The 17,866-nt window shown below is 43.5% G+C and carries 16 protein-coding genes; all 16 read left to right on the top strand.

Annotated elements, in window-relative coordinates; all coding sequences use genetic code 11:
* Nucleotides 1-174: 174 nt before the first annotated feature.
* The 16 genes from ttdA (at nucleotide 175) to NCY57_RS08705 (ending at nucleotide 17,701) form a co-directional block, all read left to right on the top strand.
* Nucleotides 175-1,080: a L(+)-tartrate dehydratase subunit alpha gene (gene ttdA / locus NCY57_RS08780; RefSeq protein WP_059086587.1), complete on the top strand. Its 906-nt coding sequence runs from the start codon at nucleotides 175-177 to the stop codon at nucleotides 1,078-1,080.
* A 20-nt stretch (nucleotides 1,081-1,100) separates the two neighbouring features.
* Nucleotides 1,101-1,733: a L(+)-tartrate dehydratase subunit beta gene (ttdB, locus tag NCY57_RS08775; protein ID WP_021977663.1), complete on the top strand. Its 633-nt coding sequence runs from the start codon at nucleotides 1,101-1,103 to the stop codon at nucleotides 1,731-1,733.
* Nucleotides 1,734-2,074: 341 nt separating this feature from the next.
* Nucleotides 2,075-2,716 carry a YczE/YyaS/YitT family protein gene (locus NCY57_RS08770; protein WP_015526420.1) on the top strand — a complete coding sequence of 214 codons (642 nt, stop codon included), beginning with the start codon at nucleotides 2,075-2,077 and terminating at the stop codon, nucleotides 2,714-2,716.
* A 1,099-nt stretch (nucleotides 2,717-3,815) separates the two neighbouring features.
* The gene (locus tag NCY57_RS08765; RefSeq protein ID WP_173739579.1) at nucleotides 3,816-5,111 is read left to right on the top strand and encodes an aminotransferase class V-fold PLP-dependent enzyme; all 1,296 of its coding nucleotides are present in this window, start codon (nucleotides 3,816-3,818) and stop codon (nucleotides 5,109-5,111) included.
* Nucleotides 5,112-5,187: 76 nt separating this feature from the next.
* Entirely contained in the window at nucleotides 5,188-5,580 is a 393-nt protein-coding gene (locus tag NCY57_RS08760; protein ID WP_173739580.1) for a beta-galactosidase trimerization domain-containing protein, read from the top strand.
* A gap of 101 nt (nucleotides 5,581-5,681) precedes the next feature.
* Nucleotides 5,682-6,203 carry a cysteine hydrolase family protein gene (locus NCY57_RS08755; RefSeq protein WP_129975211.1) on the top strand — a complete coding sequence of 174 codons (522 nt, stop codon included), beginning with the start codon at nucleotides 5,682-5,684 and terminating at the stop codon, nucleotides 6,201-6,203.
* Nucleotides 6,204-6,234: 31 nt separating this feature from the next.
* Entirely contained in the window at nucleotides 6,235-8,235 is a 2,001-nt protein-coding gene (locus NCY57_RS08750) for a CHAP domain-containing protein (protein WP_178818175.1), read from the top strand.
* A 302-nt stretch (nucleotides 8,236-8,537) separates the two neighbouring features.
* Nucleotides 8,538-9,506 carry a PD-(D/E)XK nuclease family transposase gene (locus tag NCY57_RS08745; protein WP_022427030.1) on the top strand — a complete coding sequence of 323 codons (969 nt, stop codon included), beginning with the start codon at nucleotides 8,538-8,540 and terminating at the stop codon, nucleotides 9,504-9,506.
* A gap of 361 nt (nucleotides 9,507-9,867) precedes the next feature.
* Nucleotides 9,868-11,010 (top strand): tyrosine-type recombinase/integrase, encoded by a 1,143-nt coding sequence (locus NCY57_RS08740; RefSeq protein WP_015525675.1) that lies wholly within the window; start codon nucleotides 9,868-9,870, stop codon nucleotides 11,008-11,010.
* A gap of 181 nt (nucleotides 11,011-11,191) precedes the next feature.
* Nucleotides 11,192-12,994, top strand: coding sequence for a DUF7601 domain-containing protein (locus NCY57_RS08735; protein ID WP_227588468.1), 1,803 nt, complete (start codon nucleotides 11,192-11,194; stop codon nucleotides 12,992-12,994).
* 11 nt (nucleotides 12,995-13,005) lie between these two features.
* Nucleotides 13,006-13,335, top strand: a complete 330-nt coding sequence (locus tag NCY57_RS08730; protein ID WP_139148860.1) for a hypothetical protein — start codon at nucleotides 13,006-13,008, stop codon at nucleotides 13,333-13,335.
* 42 nt (nucleotides 13,336-13,377) lie between these two features.
* Nucleotides 13,378-13,923 (top strand): signal peptidase I, encoded by a 546-nt coding sequence (gene lepB, locus NCY57_RS08725; protein ID WP_227588467.1) that lies wholly within the window; start codon nucleotides 13,378-13,380, stop codon nucleotides 13,921-13,923.
* Between the two features lie 105 nt (nucleotides 13,924-14,028).
* A complete protein-coding gene (locus NCY57_RS08720; RefSeq protein ID WP_227588466.1) occupies nucleotides 14,029-15,069 on the top strand; it encodes a DUF7601 domain-containing protein in 1,041 nt (346 codons plus the stop codon).
* 30 nt (nucleotides 15,070-15,099) lie between these two features.
* The gene (gene srtB / locus NCY57_RS08715) at nucleotides 15,100-15,873 is read left to right on the top strand and encodes a class B sortase (RefSeq protein WP_022426560.1); all 774 of its coding nucleotides are present in this window, start codon (nucleotides 15,100-15,102) and stop codon (nucleotides 15,871-15,873) included.
* Between the two features lie 7 nt (nucleotides 15,874-15,880).
* Complete coding sequence (locus NCY57_RS08710; RefSeq protein ID WP_022426561.1) at nucleotides 15,881-16,666, top strand: Spy0128 family protein; 786 nt, start codon at nucleotides 15,881-15,883, stop codon at nucleotides 16,664-16,666.
* Between the two features lie 75 nt (nucleotides 16,667-16,741).
* Nucleotides 16,742-17,701 (top strand): aP2 domain, encoded by a 960-nt coding sequence (locus NCY57_RS08705; protein ID WP_022426562.1) that lies wholly within the window; start codon nucleotides 16,742-16,744, stop codon nucleotides 17,699-17,701.
* The last annotated feature ends 165 nt before the right edge of the window (nucleotides 17,702-17,866 follow it).

The following is a 17,866-nucleotide window of genomic DNA, read 5'->3' as shown; positions in this document are numbered from 1 at the left end:
ACTTTTGATTAAGTTCATTCCCTTCTGCACTGACCATACAGTGAAGGAGAAATGATAAATAAGCCAAAAAAGCCATCTTAACCATTAATCAGCCAAAATTAATGATGAAACAACCAACAAAAACCTATGTAACTAAAAAACATTAAACCATCGAACCATATCAGGAGGTAAATCATGACTAAGGAAAATGGAGTTAAAGTATTAACAGACATGGTAGCAGATTTTGTTGCCCATATTGGAAAAAAATTACCGGATGACGTAGTTAATAAACTTGAAGAGCTTGGATCACAGGAAACAGCTGCACTTCCAAAGGTTCTTTATGAGACCATGACAAAGAACCAGGGACTTGCTGTAGAGCTGAACCGCCCAAGCTGTCAGGATACAGGTGTTCTTCAGTTCTGGCTGAAATGCGGAACAAATTTCCCGTATATCAATGAGCTGGAGGCACTCCTGAAAGATGCTGTTGTTCAGGCTACTTTTGCAGCACCGTTAAGACATAATTCCGTTGAGACTTTTGATGAGTACAATACAAAGAAAAACGTTGGTAAGGGAACACCGACTGTATGGTGGGATATTGTTCCAAACAGCGATAAATGTGAGATCTACGCATACATGGCAGGCGGCGGATGTACCCTTCCTGGAAAAGCAATGGTTCTGATGCCAGGTGCCGGTTATGAGGGTGTTACCGATTTCGTTCTGGATCAGATGACAACTTACGGACTGAATGCGTGTCCTCCGCTTCTTGTTGGTGTTGGGGTAGGTACATCTGTAGAGACAGCTGCCTTGAACTCCAAGAAAGCGCTGATGCGTCCGATCGGTTCTCACAATGACAACGCAAACGCAGCAAAAATGGAGAAGCTTCTCGAGGACGGTATCAATGCCATTGGCCTTGGACCGCAGGGTATGGGCGGAAAGTATTCTGTAATGGGTGTCAACATTGAGAATACCGCACGTCATCCATCTACCATCGGTGTTGCAGTAAACGTTGGATGCTGGTCTCACCGTCGTGGACATCTGGTTGTAAATCCGGATCTTACAGTAACCTGTGATACTCATTCCACATGGAAATTTAATGCTTAATATAAACGGAGGGAAAAATCATGATCGAAATCAGAGGAGATAAAAAAGTTCTTATTACACCTATAAGCGCAGAAGACCTGGCTGATATCAAAATCGGCGATATTGTATGGCTGGACGGAGATCTGATGACCTGCCGTGACGTTGCTCACCGTCGTCTGGTTGAGTATGGAAGAGAGCTTCCGTATGATATCCGCAACAAAGCGATTTTCCATGCCGGCCCGATCGTTCGTAAGATCGAGGGTACAGAGGATGATTATGAAATGGTTTCTGTAGGACCGACAACTTCCATGCGTATGGAGAAGTTCGAGTATGAGTTTACAAAACTGACTGGTGTCAGAGTGATCGTTGGTAAAGGTGGTATGGGCCCGAATACGGAGCGTGCTTGTAAAGAGTTCGGTGCTATCCACTGTGTTTTCCCGGCTGGATGTGCAGTTGTGGCTGCTACAGAGGTTGAGAAGATTGTTGAGCATCACTGGGATGAGCTTGGTATGCCTGAGACTTTATGGTGCAACAAGGTTAAAGAATTTGGGCCGCTGATCGTATCTATCGATGCACAAGGACGTAACCTGTTTGAGGAGAACAAGGTTGTATTTAATGAGCGTAAAGAGGCTGCCAAGCAGGCAATTTATCCTGAGGTTAAGTTCATTAAATAATATTGGATATTGAAAAAATTTTTCGGGATATCTGAAATAACGAGGCTCTGCCATGAGAGCTTCGGGATTGACTGGTGATTGTGAAATTGAATTAACAGCGTGATATAAAAAAGAGAGATGTCCGGCAGATCATATAATGTGGTCTGCAGGATGTCTTTTTTTGTTGTTTTTTGTTGTTTCTTGGGGCTTTTGTGTTTTACAGGGGTGAGGGGGTGTGATAGAATATAAGCGTTGCAGCAGGCTGGTTATTAAGGTATTATCTGGTATGGATCTTGCGCAGTGAAGGTGGATCGTGGATATCTGCCTGACAATATTTTCAGAGAGGATGAGGTATGAGGTTTATGGGGGATTTTTTGAAGAACATTAACTGGAAGCATGTTCTGATCATGTGTATCGGAAATGTTTTTGCAGGTATGGGGATTGGAATTTTCAAGCTGGCCGGGCTTGGAACGGATCCGTTCAGTGGAATGAATATGGCGGTTGCGGATATGATTGGTATGGCGTATGGTAATTTCCAGCTGATTGTAAATATTGTGTTGCTGATCATTGAGATTGCTTTTGGCAGAAGGTTCCTGGGGATCGGTACGGTTGTGAATGCGGTTTGTCTGGCTTATATTACTACTTTCTTTTATAATATTTATACTGGTGTGTTTGGATTGGAGCTTGTGGCGCTGCCGGTACGTTTGGTGGCACTGTGTGTGGGTGTTGTGATCTGCTGTCTGGGACTGTCGATGTATCAGATGCCGGATGAGGGGGTTGCGCCTTATGATAGTCTTTCGCTGATCATGACAGAGAGATGGCCGAAGATTCCTTATTTCTGGCACAGGATGTCTAATGATGTGCTTTGTGCGCTGATCTGTTATCTGACTGGTGGTGTTGTGGGTATTGGTACACTGGTGACGGCTTTTGGGCTGGGACCGGTGATCCATTTCTTTAATAGGGTTTTTACTGGGAAGCTGCTTGCCTGGGTTGATGGTGAGTGAGTTTGTAGTTGTATGGGGTGAGCTGAACTGGCTGCGGGATGTGGCTGGTTCGGCTTTTTTTGGTGAAAAGGGACGCCCGTGAGGCGTGTGCTGCCTGCCGCCGGGGCTTCGTCGGGGGCTGGCTTCTAGGCTGCCGGGAATCTGCTAAAAGCGTTTTACAAAAGTCCGAACTCGCGTCTTGCAGCCGCTCAGACAGCGGACTTTTGTAAAACAACGCAGATTTCCGCCAGCCAAGAATCAGCTCCCCTCCTGCAGAGTCCGGCGACAGGCAGCACACGCCTCACGGGCTGGCTTTTCATGGCGGTAGGGTAGTGTGGCTGCTCGGTAGTTGGATGAGCTATCAGTGCTACGCTGGATAGCTGGTAGGAAAGGCTGAGTTTCCCTGTGGTTTGACGGTAGGGGATGAGCTATCAGTGCTACGCTGGATAGCTGGTAGGAAAGGCTGAGTTTCCCTGTGGTTTGACGGTAGGGGATGGGCTATCAGCGCTATGCTGGATAGCTGGTAGGAAAGGCTAAGTTTGCTTGTGGCCGGAGAAAGAGGAATCGGCTCAACGTTACACAATCAATACCGCAGCATCCATCGTCCCACCAGTACCTGAACACATCTCCACAACCTACAACAATCTGCGTGCCCGGAAAGGGGGAGTGTGAGGGGGAAAAGCGGGCTTCGCAACTTTGAGTGCTTTCCCCCTCACAATTTCTTCAGCTTTGAAAAGCGAAAATTTCAGGCTGCCTGATAAAGGAGACGGGAGTTGTATTCGGAGTATAAATTATAAATACTGGATGCCTGGGATGACAGGTGGGGGATGTGATGAGATATAAGGAAACGATATGAAGAAGCAGACTTGTAATGTTCGTGGTTATGTAAAAAGTGCATATTGCTTTTTGACGGTATTACAGAGTTGCTATGCTGTGTTAAAATATAAACAATGTTAATATAATACAGTTACATTATTCATTTTATAACTATTTGTAAATGTGTTATGCTATCTTCTGATGAGAGATATATACTGAACACAGTCGTATGAAATGAGAGTGTTCATGAATAGCTGGCTGTCCGGGTTGCCGGGGCTTATGTGATGAAGGAGAGGATATTATTATGGAATTTAATCATGGCGTTTTGTTTTCAGATACATATCAGAAGAAGCTGAAGTCTCAGTTTTATTATGCAGATAAGGATCCACAGTATGGCGCGAGACTTTTCTTTGAGAACTCCGGTGGTTCTCTGAGACTTAAGAAGGCTGTTGAGGCTAAGGCTGCGATTGAGGAATTTCCGGATTGTCCGGAGCGTGCCCGTGGCAGGGGCTTTGATCTGGCTGATTATGTTAAGAATGGTACGCAGGAGATCCTTGAGGTTATTTTTGGTGCGAAGAGTGGTGCGCTTATCACTGAGCTGACTGCTTCTCAGACCATGTTCCATGCGGTTGGTACGATCATGGAAGGTGTTGACTGGGGTAAGAACGCAGTTACTTCTGCTCTGGAGCATCCGTCTGCTCATGATGCGGTTGAGTATTACTGTAAAAAGACCGGCAGAGAGTTTCGTGAGGTTCCGGCTAATAAGGTGACTGGTGGCCTTGATCCGGATGAGATCATGAAGTATGTAGATAAGGATACGGTTCTTCTCAGTATTATGGCTGCTTCCAATATTTCCGGTAATATCATGGATATCAAGGAGATCGCACGTCGTGCAAAAGAGATCAACCCGGATATCTACATTGTAAGTGATGCAGTTCAGCATGCTCCTCATGCAGTGATCGATGTTGAGGACTGGGATGTGGATGTCTGCAACTTTGCACCGTATAAGTTCTTTGGTGTACGTGGCTGCGGTTATGCTTATGTTTCTGACCGTGTTGCTGTGATGCCGCATATCAAGCTGACCTGCAAGGATGATAATGTATGGGCTCTTGGTACTCCGGCTCCGGCTAACTTTGCGGCTATGATGGCTGTTATTGATTATGTTTGCAGTATCGGTAAACATTTCCTAGGCGATTCCGCACAGAAATATAATAAGCGTGAGCTTTTTGTTGAGGGTATGAATCACATTCATCTTCAGGAGAGAGCGCTTCTGTACCGTATGCTGGAAGGTACCGATAAGGTTCCGGGGCTTCGTCATATTCCGGGGGTTCAGGTTTATGTGGATATGGAGGATCTTACTTATAAGGATCTGATCGTTGCCATGGGTATCGAGGGTATTGAATTTGCAGAGTGTGCAAGAAGATATCTTGAGCATGGAGTTACTCTGTTCGAGCGTGTAAAGAGCAGCCCGTATTCCAAACGTATTGTTGAGACTCTTGGCCTTGATGGTGCACTTCGTGTTTCTCCGCTCCATTGCCATGGAACAGATGATATCGATAAATTCCTGAAGATCACTAAGGACATTGCTGAAGGTAAATAAAACAGTTTTTGTAAAAAAATGAAACAGGAACCGCCCTTTTCTCATGTTTTGGCATGGAAGAAAAGGGCGGTTTTTTATGGAACTTCTCAAACCGGAAGGCGCAGAGGTGCTTGCAGAATATGAACATTATAACTGGAAAGGATATGCTGCAATAACCAGAAACCAGTATGGAAAAGGTATGGCATACTATCTGGGATGCATGACAGATAATGCCACACTTCAGAATGTGATAAAAGCTGCTCTTGGCGATGCAGAGGTAAAGTTATCCGGTTATGAATATCCGGTGATCGTTCGTGAAGGAACGAATGATCTTGGAAAAACTGTCTGGTATTTTCTGAATTATTCTGCAAAGGAGCAGTCTGTTGCGTATAAATACAGTGATGGAGAAGACGTACTTACCGGTGAGACGATCAAAGCGGAGTCACAGCTGATCATTCCTGCGTGGGATGTATGGATCGTTGAAGTCTGAGAGACTTTTCTTTACCTTGACATCTTCCGTGAGAGTATGCACAATAAGAGTATCATAAACTTGTCGTACAGAAATAAATTATGAAACAAGGGGTGACAAACATGCAGAACATTCTCATTGTAGTAGACATGCAAAATGATTTCATCGACGGTGCACTTGGCACGAAGGAGGCAGCTGCCATTGTTCCGAAGGTGGAGGAGAAGATCCGGAATTTTGAAGGAAAGGTATTTTTTACAAGGGATACCCATGAAACGTATTATCTGGAGACACAGGAAGGGAAAAACCTTCCGGTTCCTCACTGTATCCGGGGCACAGATGGATGGCAGATCCGGGAAGAGCTGGACGCCTTAAGGAAAACAGAACCCATTGATAAAGAAACCTTCGGCTCCACCGATCTGGCGGGAGAACTGGTTGCACTCAATGAGGATGAAGAAATCGGAAGCATTACTCTTGTGGGACTTTGCACAGATATCTGTGTGATCTCCAATGCCCTTCTGATCAAGGCATCCCTTCCGGAAGTGCCGATCTGTGTTGATGCCACATGCTGCGCAGGTGTAACACCGGAGAGTCATGAGAATGCACTGAAAGCCATGGAGGCGTGCCAGATCAGGATCATCCGGTAAGAAGGATGAAACCGCAGGAAAGGAGAATGCTATGAAAAAGAAGCTTCTGAAAAAATTAATGGTCCTTGCGCTGTCCGCAGTAACTGCCTTCAGTGCGGTACCGGCAGCAACGGTAACAGCAGCAGGTAATCCTTATCCTACAACACAGGATGTGGATCGAGATGGCTTATACGAGATCCCCTGCACACGTTTTGCATGGCAGTGCGTGTATGACAGACAGGGAATCGCATTGCCTTCATGGGGAAATGCGGTAAGCTGGTGGCAAAATGCTATCAATCAGGGCTATGCAGTAGGAAATGAGCCTGTTCCCGGTTCTATTGCTGTATGGAGCGGAGATTATTACGGACATGTTGCTTATGTAACAGCTAATCTTGGAAACAACAGATTTACGGTAGATGAGGGAGGAAGAACGGACAAAGATCAGACATCCTCTCATGGAGTTGCATATGGATATACACTGACCAATGCAGTCGGAGGAAGGCGCCCTTATGATTCCAACAAGGTGTTGCTTGGCTTTATCTATCCGGGCGTTCGTGTACCGGGCAAGCCATATGTGAGCGTGAATCCGGGAAAAGCGAATCAGACCACAACGTTTTCCTGGAATGCAACAAGCTATGCCAGATATTATGATGTATATGTGTATAAAGCAGGAGAATCCAATCCGATGCGAGTTCAGTATGGAGTGAATGGAACAAGCTGGTCCTGCACATTGCCGGCGGGGAATTACAGGGTAGCGGTGGCATCTGTGAATCATGCACAGTATGCATATACATTTTCGGATTCTGTGAATTTCACTGTCCAGGCAGCTCCGGTCACACATACACATAGCTATCAGAGAGTAACAGTAAAGGCAACCACCACTGCCAACGGATATACACAGGAGCAGTGCAGATGCGGAAGTATACAGAATAAACAGAGCATCTATTATCCGAAAAAAATACAGCTTTCCAGAACAAGCTATACTTATAATGGAAAAGTAAAAAAGCCAACGGTAAAGGTTACAGACAGCAACAACAGGGTGATCAGTGCAGACAACTATACAGTTACCTATTCTGCCGGAAGAAAATATGTTGGAACTTATCGGGTAACAGTTCGGTTTAAAGGCAATTACTCGGGAACCGTTACAAAAACCTTTAAGATCACCGGAAAAGCTCATAAACACAGCTACAAAAAACAGGTGAAGAAAGCAACTACATCCAGGAACGGATATGTGCAGTATCTTTGCTCCTGCGGTGCAGTGACCGGAAAGAAAACCATCTATTATCCGAAGACAATAAAGCTTTCTGCCACAAGCTATACATATGACGGAAAAGTAAAAACACCGAAGGTAAAAGTAACCGGTGCGAATAAAAAAACCATCAGTTCCGGCAATTACAAGGTGACATATTCCCGTGGAAGAAAAAATGTTGGTACTTATAAGGTAACGGTGAAGTTTAAGGGGAATTACAGCGGAACCGTAACAAAGACCTTTAAGATCAAGGCGAAACCTAAAAACTGGGTTTATGTGGATACGCTTCCAAAGAATATCACTTCCGATAAATATATGATCCAGTATAAACACACCTATCAGAAAACAACCTCCAGCTATGTCAACGATGGTGGTGTTTATGAGTCTGTAAGACCACTGGAGACATCTGCTTCCAGACAACTGGTGGGCTATTATTACTATCATTTCTGCGGACCGAATACCGGACAGAATGTAAACTTCGCACAGACGGGCCCTTATGTACATTTTGACAGTGTAGCAGCCAGTCAGGTAACCGTAGCTGCTTCCGGCGCAGATGGAGATGACCCGAGCATTACCTATTATTTGCTGAACTGGAATGGAAACGGCAGCCGGGTATGGTGCTCCAGCGGAACTACCTGTAACGGCGCCTACGGAAGCCACGGAGCCAGAGGCCAGGCCTGGTACCGCATGAACCAGTACCAGAACAAAAAACTCCAGACTCAGACCACAACCTCCGAAAGTGATTGGACAACCGGTAAAGACAGCACAGCAGTAAAAACCGTTTACCGTTATAAAGCAAAATAGATCATAGATCAGTCATAAATCACAGTCATAAATCAGAAACTCCCTCATGTATCAGAAAAAACTGATATGTGAGGGAGTTTTTTTGCAGAAGGATATTTGTAGTCTGCGCCGTATCTGGTTGATTGCCATAAAATATTGTGTCGAAATACAGAGAAACAACAGGAAGGAAAAATCTTGGATGAAAGATAAAAATATGATATTCTATAAGTATCTTATAAGACTTATTCTAGCCGTATGGCATTCACAGATGTTTCAGATCTGAAACGGAATTTCCATTTTTTATCAGACAAGGAGAAGATTAATTGAATACGAAATTAAAGGCTTATTTTCCAATGATAAGAACCCGCGAGGAGATTTTGCGGGACATTCAGCAGAACATAAATCTGACAGAGAGATTTTATAGCTGGAAAGAAGAACAGAGAGAGGAATTTATGGATTTCTGTACGGGAGTGAAGGGGGTGAAAATGCTGTATGATGCATTTTTTAAGGAAATTATGAATCCGGAAACAGTACCGGAAAGATTAGAGGATTTTCTTGAAGTATTGCTTCAAAGAAAGGTGAAAATTATCGAAGTTTTACCAGGAGATTCTACAAGACTGGCAGATGAGCAGTCTCTTTTGATCATGGATATTCTGGTACGATTTGATGATGGTTCATATTGTAACGTGGAAGTGCAAAAAATAGGTTACGCTTTTCCTGGGGAAAGATGCGCATGTTATTCTTCTGATCTATTATTAAGGCAATATAAAAATGCCCGAAGTACCAGAAAAGAGAATTTTTCCTATAAGGATATAAAAAGTGTATATACAATTGTACTGATTGATAAAAGTACAGGAGATTTTCATAAATATAAAGATAGATACTGCCATATTTTTCAACAGAGATCAGATACAGGATTGGAACTTAATCTGCTTCAGAAATATGTATTTCTTCCGCTTGACATCTTTCGTGAGAATATGCACAATAAAGGTATCACAGATAAACTGGATGCATGGCTGGCATTTTTGAGTATGGATTCTCCGGAAGTAATCGTGAAATTAATAAAAAAATATCCGGAGTTTACGGTCATGTACGAGCACATATATAATATATGCCGGAATGTGGAAGGGATGATGGAAATGTATTCAGAGGAATTAAAGATTCTTGACAGAAACACAGTGAAGTATATGGTTGATCAGATGCAGGAGCAGATTGATAATCAAAAGGAGAAAATTGCAGCTCAGGAAAAAGAAATTCAGATGTTAAAAAGAAAGCTTGAAGAACAGAAATAAAATATAAGATCAGAAACTCCCTCATATATCAGAAAAAAACTGATATGTGAGGGAGTTTTTTTGCTTAAAAAACGGCTTATTTATTTAGATTATAGTTAGTAAATTTCACAGAGCACAATACTCTGTTTCTATAAAAATACCATAAATTTTTCGGAAATTCAAGGTGCAAGTTCCTGAAAACCGGCTTTTTTATCGTGGTTTTTCGCCATATTTTACGGATAATATAGGGCGCAAATATTGTGGTGTCCGAAAAAGGACACTATTCGCCGTCAGTGTCATCGTCAGAGGATAAAAGACCGGCGGATAAAAACTCTTATTTGTGAACAGACTATAAGATTCAGCATAACAGGAGGAAAGATCAATGAGCAGAAAAGGAGAAAACATTTACAAAAGAAAAGACGGACGATGGGAAGCCAGATATATCAAAGAGCATCGGATAAACGGAAGGATACACTATGGCTACTGTTACGGAAAAACATATCATGAAGCCAGAGATAAGGTCAATCAGGCACGTTATGCGCTGATGAATGATCAGCTTCTGCCCGTGAGAGGAAAACGGAATCGCTTTGCAGATTACTGTAATGAATGGCTGTATCTGAAACGAAGCAGCGTGAAACCATCCACTTTTGTAAAATATACAACGATCCTGGAAAAATATATCAAGCCTGATCTCGGGCAGTATTTTTCCGAGGCTGTTTCAGAAATACTTGTAGAACAATTCAGCTACAGGCTTATCCATGAAAGAGGATTGTCACCAAAAACAGTGCGGGATATCCTTTCCGTGCTGCATTCCATTCTGAATTATACAACAAAGCAGAATCCACTGGCAAAACCGGTGGATATCGTATACCCCAGGCAGGATCGAAAAGAAATGCGTGTGCTGACCTGTGAAGAACAGAAAAGGTTTACGGAATATCTTTTACAGGACATGGATCCGTGTAAATTTGGGGTTTTGCTGGCATTGTTGACAGGATTGCGGATCGGAGAAGTATGTGCTCTGAAATGGGAAGATATTTCTCTGGAAAATAAAGTCATCTTTGTACGTCATACCATGCAGCGCCTGAAAAATCTCAATCCTGCAAGTGAAGAAAGGACCCGGATCATAACCGGGGTTCCTAAAAGTGGAAGGTCGGTAAGGATAATCCCCATGAACCAGGATATTGAAAAGCTCTGTAACAAATGGAGAGCAGATGATCTGGAAGCATATGTTCTGACCGGAAAAGCAGGGTATTTCCTGGAGCCCAGAACCCTGCAGTATCGCATGAGGCAATATACGAAAGATTGTAATCTGAAAAATGTTCATTTCCATACTTTGCGGCATAGTTTTGCGACACGGTGTGTGGAGGCCGGATTTGAGATCCGCAGTCTTTCGGAGATCCTGGGGCACTCCAGCACACGGATCACACTGGAATGTTATGTACATTCATCCATGAATCTGAAACGTAAAAATATGGAAAAACTGAAGATCGCAGATACCGTGGAAAAAGAATTTCCGGGAGCCTGAGTTTTTTTATAAACCGTCAAAAACCGCCGTCAGAGAAGAAAGAACCGTTAAATTTACACGGATCGCAGGGAATCTTTCATAGAGTATTGTGCTCTGCGAAAGAGCAGAAATACCGGCATGGACATGTAATGAGCAGTGCCTGTTTTTGACTGCCATAGCATACAAGAAGGAGGTTTGAAGTATGATACATAATCATTCATCTGGAAAACACCGTCTGTGGAGGAAGGTCCTCTCAGTCTGTATTGCGTTTGCAATGATCTGCAGTGTTTCCATCTCAGCGTTTGCGGTAGAGGCCAGCAGTGAAACAGCCAATGAAAATATTGAAACAGTACAGTCCGGATCCGCAGAGGAAGCAGAAGAGCTGACAGCCACAGAAGCGGAAAATGATCAGTCGGTGGATGAATTACAACCGGAAGAACCTGCGGTGACAACCGGAGATGAAAATACAGAGGAACCGACAGATGTTATCGAAGCTCCATCTGAGGATCCGGAGCAGCCGGAAGAGCCATCCGTAGAGCCTGGCGAAGAGCCAATCCAGCCAGCAGATCCGACCGTGACCGAACAGCCGGAGGAGCCGACCGTGACCGAACAGCCCGAAGAACCAGCTGCGACACCGGCGGGAGATGCAGATGCATCGGTAGATGAGGTGCAGGATGTGGAGCTGGAAGCGCAGGCGGATGCACAGACAGTACAGGATATAGAGCAGAAGCAAGATCCGGTAGCGGTGCAGGAACGAAGGGGTAGTTATAAAAACTATACCGGAATAGCAGCTATCTATTATCTGGCTACACCAGATGGCATTCCGGAAAGTAATGATACCCAATATTGGGCACCAGAATCAGACAAGAGCAAATTATTTGGAAAAATTAATACTAAGGGGGCAAAATGGGAAAAGGTTGATAACAAGGATAAAAATATTAGGGAAAATGTGAGCAATCATGTTAGTACATGGCCAGATGAAACTGCAGGATCTTCATGGATTGTAAAAAGAAGCGATTCAAGTGGAAATGTGGATGGAAAAACATATTTTAATTATATTTTGGATTCTATTTGGAAAGATTATAAAGGTAATCTGGAAAAGAAATTGGGAATAACAGGTTTAAAAAAAGAAGATGTGACAGAAATTACATTAAAACCATTCAAAATTTCAAGAGATAACAGCACAACATCAGTGCAGAAGTATCATATTGACTGTACGATTGATATTGTATGTAAAAAAACTTTTACTGCAAAATTCTGGATTAAAAGTCCGGAGGCGTCAGGATATGATCTGTCCGATGCAAAAGATTATATAAGAGGAAGAAATGTTGAAACAACAGAAAAAGCTACAATAGGCAGTAAAAAAGTTATCAATGGAATAACATATGTTCTGGATGGTTGGTATCCGGAAAATGATGGCGGAGGAGCATGTGGAGATCAGAAAATTACAACCTGGCCATATCGTCCAACTGATACAGAGTTAGCAGATGGTACCGTAAATTTTTATGCTCACTATATACCGCTTTATACAACTGTAAATATTAAAAAAATTGTAACCGGAAATATGGGGGATAAGAGCAAAGCGTTCCACTTCAAAGTTTTTGTAGTAAATGGAAATATTAGTCTTCCATTTAACATCGATGAGACACAGTGTAGTGGTTCAGCGGAAATCACATTGTCGGATAACCAGACAAAAATGCTGACAAAGGTTCCAGTTGGAGCAACGGTGACAATTACAGAGGATGATTATAGCAACAGTAGATATGAAACTTCTTATACAATAAACAATTCTGTTTCTGCTAAAGGCAACATTGCGACAATATCCAGTATTCAGCAATTGAATGAGGATGAAAATACCGCACATGAAGTTACCTTTACCAACAACAAAGACGCAATCCCGGACACTGGGTTGGATTTCAATACAACACCATACATTCTGGCATTAGGTATCGTAGCTGCCGGAGCAGGTGTGCTGTTATTCGGGCGCAGGAAGCGTTGGAGTTGAAGGCGGTTGTGATGAAGAAGAAACGGTCAGGAAAAAAAGGAAGCCGCAATGCTGGAGCAGAGCGGTTTCCGCAGACAGAGGCGTTAAATCATGAGCACGAAAAGCTGAAGGAGTGGTTCCGGACGGTCAGGTTTCGGAAAGTGCTGTTTGGCGGAGTGGATGAAATTCATCTCTGGAAAAAGCTGGAAGAGCTGAATCAGATTTATGAAACATCCTTAAGTGCAGAACGTGCACGGTACGATGCACTGATCGCTGACCATCAGAAAAGCTGTGATGCCATGATTCGCAAATATAAGGAACTTGCTGAAAGAGGGACTACCGGACAGGATACAAATGTCTGATCTGTTCACAGGATATAGTTCCAGAGAAGAGGTGCGGAGGTGATGCGTGCTGAAAAAGATCAAACCTGTTCTCAGACAATCCGGAAAAGAAGATATTCTACAGAAATAAAGGAAGGCTACATCCGTCTTTTCTGGCGGATTGTGTTGATCGTGGCCGTTGGCTGGCTGCTGTTTACACAGGTTTTTCTTATAGGCCAGGCACCGGATAATGAAATGTTCCCGGCAGTGGAGGCCGGAGATCTTCTCATTGGTTATCGGCTGGAACAGAATCTTGAAAAAGAAGATGTTGTCGTGTATGAAGTCGACGGCAAAACTTACGTAGGGCGTATCCTGGGATGCGAAACCGACGTGATCACAATGGATGACACAGGAACGCTTCTCGTAAACGGAACAGCCCAGACAGGAGAAATTGCATTTCCTACATATGCAAAGGAAGGGATCACATATCCCTATACAGTTCCGGAAGGCAGTGTATTTATTCTGGGAGATTACCGAACCCATGCAAAAGACAGTCGTGAATTTGGCCCCATCTCCATGGAGGATGTAAAAGCAAAAGTGATCACTATACTTCGAAGAAGGGAACTGTAAAAAAAGTAACTGTTCTCCCATTTTCAGGGGAACATCACAGTCAAAATGTATAAGCTGCTTTTTATGAGCTTATAAATAAATTTATATTTCTAGGAGGATTTTCTTATGAAAAAGACAAAGAAACTGTTAGCATGTTTGATCGCAGCAGCCACCATGTTTACCATGGGAAGTACGGCATTTGCGGAAGAGACAGTCAACAAAGTACAGACACCAGAAAATGCTGGCACGGTTACATTTACAAAAGAGTACAATCTTGAAGGCCAGGGAAGGTCACCAAAAGAAACCTTTACATTTAATATTGAAGGTGAAAGTGTTACTGATGCGGGAGATGGTGTAACAATAGAAACTTATGGTTTACCTACTGTCGGAACGGTTACATATGAGGTAGGAGATGCTGGTAGTGCCAATAAAGATAAAACAGTTTCTGTGAAATTACCAGAGTATAAAAATGTAGGAGTTTTTACCTATAAAATTTCTGAGATTGCAGATACAAATACAGCTGGTGTTACTTATGATTCAACTCCAGTATATATGAAAGTTACAGTTGTAAATAATGAGGTCAATGAAGGAGTCAAAATAGAATCTGTTACTTTTAGAAAAGGTGCAGATGAAAAAATTGCTAACAATGCTCCGGCATTTACTAATAAGTATTCAGCAAATTCTTTACCTGTTAAAAAAGTTGTAACTGGTAATCTTGGTGATAAAAATAAATTTTTCACTGTAAGAGTAACTTTAAAAAATAATACAGGAAAGACAATGTCCAGTGATATTTCTTATAAAGTTGGAGAGACAACAAATACTATCAAAGCAAGTGATTGGAAAAATAATATAGCAACAGCAGAAATCGACCTGAAACATGACCAGACAATTACTTTCACAAATTTACCATTTGGTGTGACATATGAAGTAACTGAGGCAGATTATACTAATGATAAAGGTGGTTATGAGGCCCCAGAGTATACGTTTACAAATACTAATAAAACAGTTGATAAAACTGCTCAGAATGTGACAATTACTAACAAAAAAGGTGGTAAAATCGACACCGGCATCAACCTCACAACCCTCCCATACATCCTCGTATTCGCAGGTGTGATCGTAATCGCAGGTGCAGCATTCATCACCAGAAGACGTAAATACGAAGACTAATGATCATCCAGGCAGCAGAGAGGAGGCAGTATGAACGCATCTAAGTTTTTTCTGAAAGCAGCCAACTCTCTGGTCACTGCCATTGTAGCATTGTTTCTGATTCTGGCGGCGGCGTATTCCGGGTATGCGCTCTGGGATAACGCACAGGTCTATGGCGCTGTGGACGACATCCAGTCCCAGCTCTTAAAACTGAAACCGGACCCGGAACAGAAAGACGGAGGCGCTTCTTTTGAAGAGCTCCGAAAGATCAATCCGGATGTCTGTGGATGGATCACACTGGACCACACAAAGATCGATTATCCGATCCTTCAGGGAGAAGATAACTTGACTTACATCAATACCGATGTATACGGTGATTTTGCTTTGTCAGGAAGCATCTTTCTGGATTCCGGCTGTGACAGAAATTTTCAGGGGAAATATTCTCTCCTGTATGGTCATCACATGGCAGAGCATAAGATGTTCGGAGATCTGGATCTTTACAGAAAAAAGAAATTTTTCAACAAAAACACCACAGGTACGCTGATCCTGCCTGACCGTTCCTACAAGCTGGAAATTTTTGCATGTATGCAGGTTTCCGCATCTGAGGATTCTATTTTTGCAACGGGAAAATGGCAGGCGGACACCAGCGGACTTGTGGATTTTGTCAGAAAAAACGCGGAACATGTCCATCAGCAGACAATGGATAACATTGGAAAGTCCGAAGATTTTTCCCAGATACTGGCAATGTCAACCTGCTCTTCGGAATTTACAGATGCAAGAACAGTTCTTCTGGCGGTAATGAAACCTTATTCGCCGGAGACGTAAGGAGGGGATGAAGACGAATATACGAAAATTTCCGGCAGTGCTCCTGCTTGCGGTTCTGTGCCTGACAGTTTTTCCGATTTCAGCTATGGCAGCTGGAGTTGCGGAAGTAAAGATTCCTGTCAGCGTGGAATTGTCAGGTGAGAAGCCATCTCCGGACGAAACTTATACGATCATTCTTCAGGGTGAGGACGAAGCACCCATGCCGGAAGAAAATACGATCACGATCACAGGTGCGGGGAAAGCAGAATTTCCTGCAGTGGAATATGCTGTTCCTGGCGTATACACTTACAGCGTTTCCCAGCAGCCTGGAAAGCTGGAAAACGGACATTATGACAATACCGTTTATTATGTGAAAGTAACAGTAACGAACGGAGAGTCCGGTGATCTGGAAGCAGTTGTGGTTGCACATACCGATGCACAGATGAACAGCGAGAAACAGGATATCGGCTTTGTGAATTCCTACGATCCTGTGGATACGCCGACACCTGTACCGGAAAATACACCGACACCACTTCCGGAAAAAACTCCGACTGCAGTGCCGACCAGAACTCCGGCAGCGACCATAACGAACACGCCGATAAAACCTGACAGCAATCCGCCTGCTTCCGGAACTTCTTCCTATACGGGAACTTCTTCCTATGCAGGAAATACTGGTTCCAGTCATGTAAAAGCTATGCCAAAAACAGGAGATAACACAAACATTGCAAAATGGATCGCAGTGATCTGCGTTTCCGGATGTGTGGTATTACTGGCAGCAGTATTTGTCAGAAGAAAAAAGAAAACGGATAAATAACAGGATCCGGACAGCGGTGCGGCAGGAAAAATTTCTACCGCATCGCTTTTTTTGACGAAATGTGAGGGACAGAGGATGGCAAACGGACTTAAACTGGAAGGTCAGAGATTTGGTCATCTGACGGTACTGAAAAAACTGGATGAGCGGGAAAACAGGTATGTTGTATGGCTGTGCAGATGTGATTGTGGAAATGAGATAAAAGTAAATACCAGACATCTGATGCGTGGGACTGTAAAGGACTGTGGATGTATTCCGGAAAACAGTGCCAAGAGAGGACCGGTGGCAGAAGACCTTACAGGCCGGCGTTTCGGGAAACTTGTGGCAGTAAAAAAACTGGAAAGTAAAAACGGCAGGACCAGGTGGGAATGTCGCTGTGACTGCGGGAATATGCATATTTCCACTGCACACAGCCTGAAAGCCGGAAAATGTACCAGCTGCGGTTGCGGCCATTATGTCAGAGGTCGCGGGATCACCGACATCAGCGGACAGCGTTTCGGGCGGCTGACTGCTCTCTATCATACAGATAAAAGGAGCAAAAAGGGCTCTGTGTTCTGGCATTGTCGGTGTGACTGCGGAAATGAAGTGGATGTGACAGAGGATGGCCTTCTTCATGGTAATTACAGAAGCTGTGGCTGTCTGAGACAGGAGATATGGAAGGAACTTCCCGGGCAGCTGCATATGGTAGATGGAACCTGTGTGGAGATGCTGGAAAAAAGAAAGCACCGCAGTGATAATACCAGCGGATTCCGTGGCGTCTATCAGCTGCGGAATGGAAAATACCGTGCTACCATCGGATTCAAGGGGAAACGATTTTATATCGGAACTTTTGTGGATTATCAGGATGCGGTCCAGGCCCGCCAGGAAGCGGAATCTACCATCCACGAAGGCTTTGTCCGCGCCTGGTACAGCTGGAACCGGCAGGCAGAAAAAGATCCCGGCTGGGCCAGAAATAATCCCCTGGTATACGAGATCCAACGGATCAACGGAGAGTTTCAGGTGACAACGAATATGAAAGAAAAAGAACTGCTGAAGTAAACTGAATATTCTTGCATAAGCTGTCGCATTAATGTGCTACAGCTTATTTTTTTGAAAAATACCGATAAAAATGGGGACAAAACCGAAAATAATGGTTAATATATACACATGCCTAAAAATCAAAAAATGAAAATTATACGAAATATATAATATAAATCCGGAACG

The organism is Blautia sp. MB18-30 (genome assembly GCF_023669475.1).
Lineage (GTDB): Bacteria > Bacillota > Clostridia > Lachnospirales > Lachnospiraceae > Blautia_A > Blautia_A fusiformis.
Note: the sequence above shows the minus strand (reverse complement) of the source record. Positions and strands in the feature narration are given on the sequence as shown.

Excerpts from the sequence above, each read along its gene's own strand:
- lepB (WP_227588467.1), top strand. The coding sequence starts at position 13,378 with ATGCGTGCTGAAAAAGATCAAACCTGTTCTCAGACAATCCGGAAAAGA.
- NCY57_RS08740 (WP_015525675.1), top strand. The coding sequence starts at position 9,868 with ATGAGCAGAAAAGGAGAAAACATTTACAAAAGAAAAGACGGACGATGG.
- srtB (WP_022426560.1), top strand. The coding sequence starts at position 15,100 with ATGAACGCATCTAAGTTTTTTCTGAAAGCAGCCAACTCTCTGGTCACT.
- NCY57_RS08755 (WP_129975211.1), top strand. The coding sequence starts at position 5,682 with ATGCAGAACATTCTCATTGTAGTAGACATGCAAAATGATTTCATCGAC.
- NCY57_RS08730 (WP_139148860.1), top strand. The coding sequence starts at position 13,006 with ATGAAGAAGAAACGGTCAGGAAAAAAAGGAAGCCGCAATGCTGGAGCA.
- NCY57_RS08705 (WP_022426562.1), top strand. The coding sequence starts at position 16,742 with ATGGCAAACGGACTTAAACTGGAAGGTCAGAGATTTGGTCATCTGACG.
- NCY57_RS08750 (WP_178818175.1), top strand. The coding sequence starts at position 6,235 with ATGAAAAAGAAGCTTCTGAAAAAATTAATGGTCCTTGCGCTGTCCGCA.
- NCY57_RS08720 (WP_227588466.1), top strand. The coding sequence starts at position 14,029 with ATGAAAAAGACAAAGAAACTGTTAGCATGTTTGATCGCAGCAGCCACC.
- ttdB (WP_021977663.1), top strand. The coding sequence starts at position 1,101 with ATGATCGAAATCAGAGGAGATAAAAAAGTTCTTATTACACCTATAAGC.
- ttdA (WP_059086587.1), top strand. The coding sequence starts at position 175 with ATGACTAAGGAAAATGGAGTTAAAGTATTAACAGACATGGTAGCAGAT.
- NCY57_RS08760 (WP_173739580.1), top strand. The coding sequence starts at position 5,188 with ATGGAACTTCTCAAACCGGAAGGCGCAGAGGTGCTTGCAGAATATGAA.
- NCY57_RS08710 (WP_022426561.1), top strand. The coding sequence starts at position 15,881 with ATGAAGACGAATATACGAAAATTTCCGGCAGTGCTCCTGCTTGCGGTT.
- NCY57_RS08735 (WP_227588468.1), top strand. The coding sequence starts at position 11,192 with ATGATACATAATCATTCATCTGGAAAACACCGTCTGTGGAGGAAGGTC.
- NCY57_RS08765 (WP_173739579.1), top strand. The coding sequence starts at position 3,816 with ATGGAATTTAATCATGGCGTTTTGTTTTCAGATACATATCAGAAGAAG.
- NCY57_RS08770 (WP_015526420.1), top strand. The coding sequence starts at position 2,075 with ATGGGGGATTTTTTGAAGAACATTAACTGGAAGCATGTTCTGATCATG.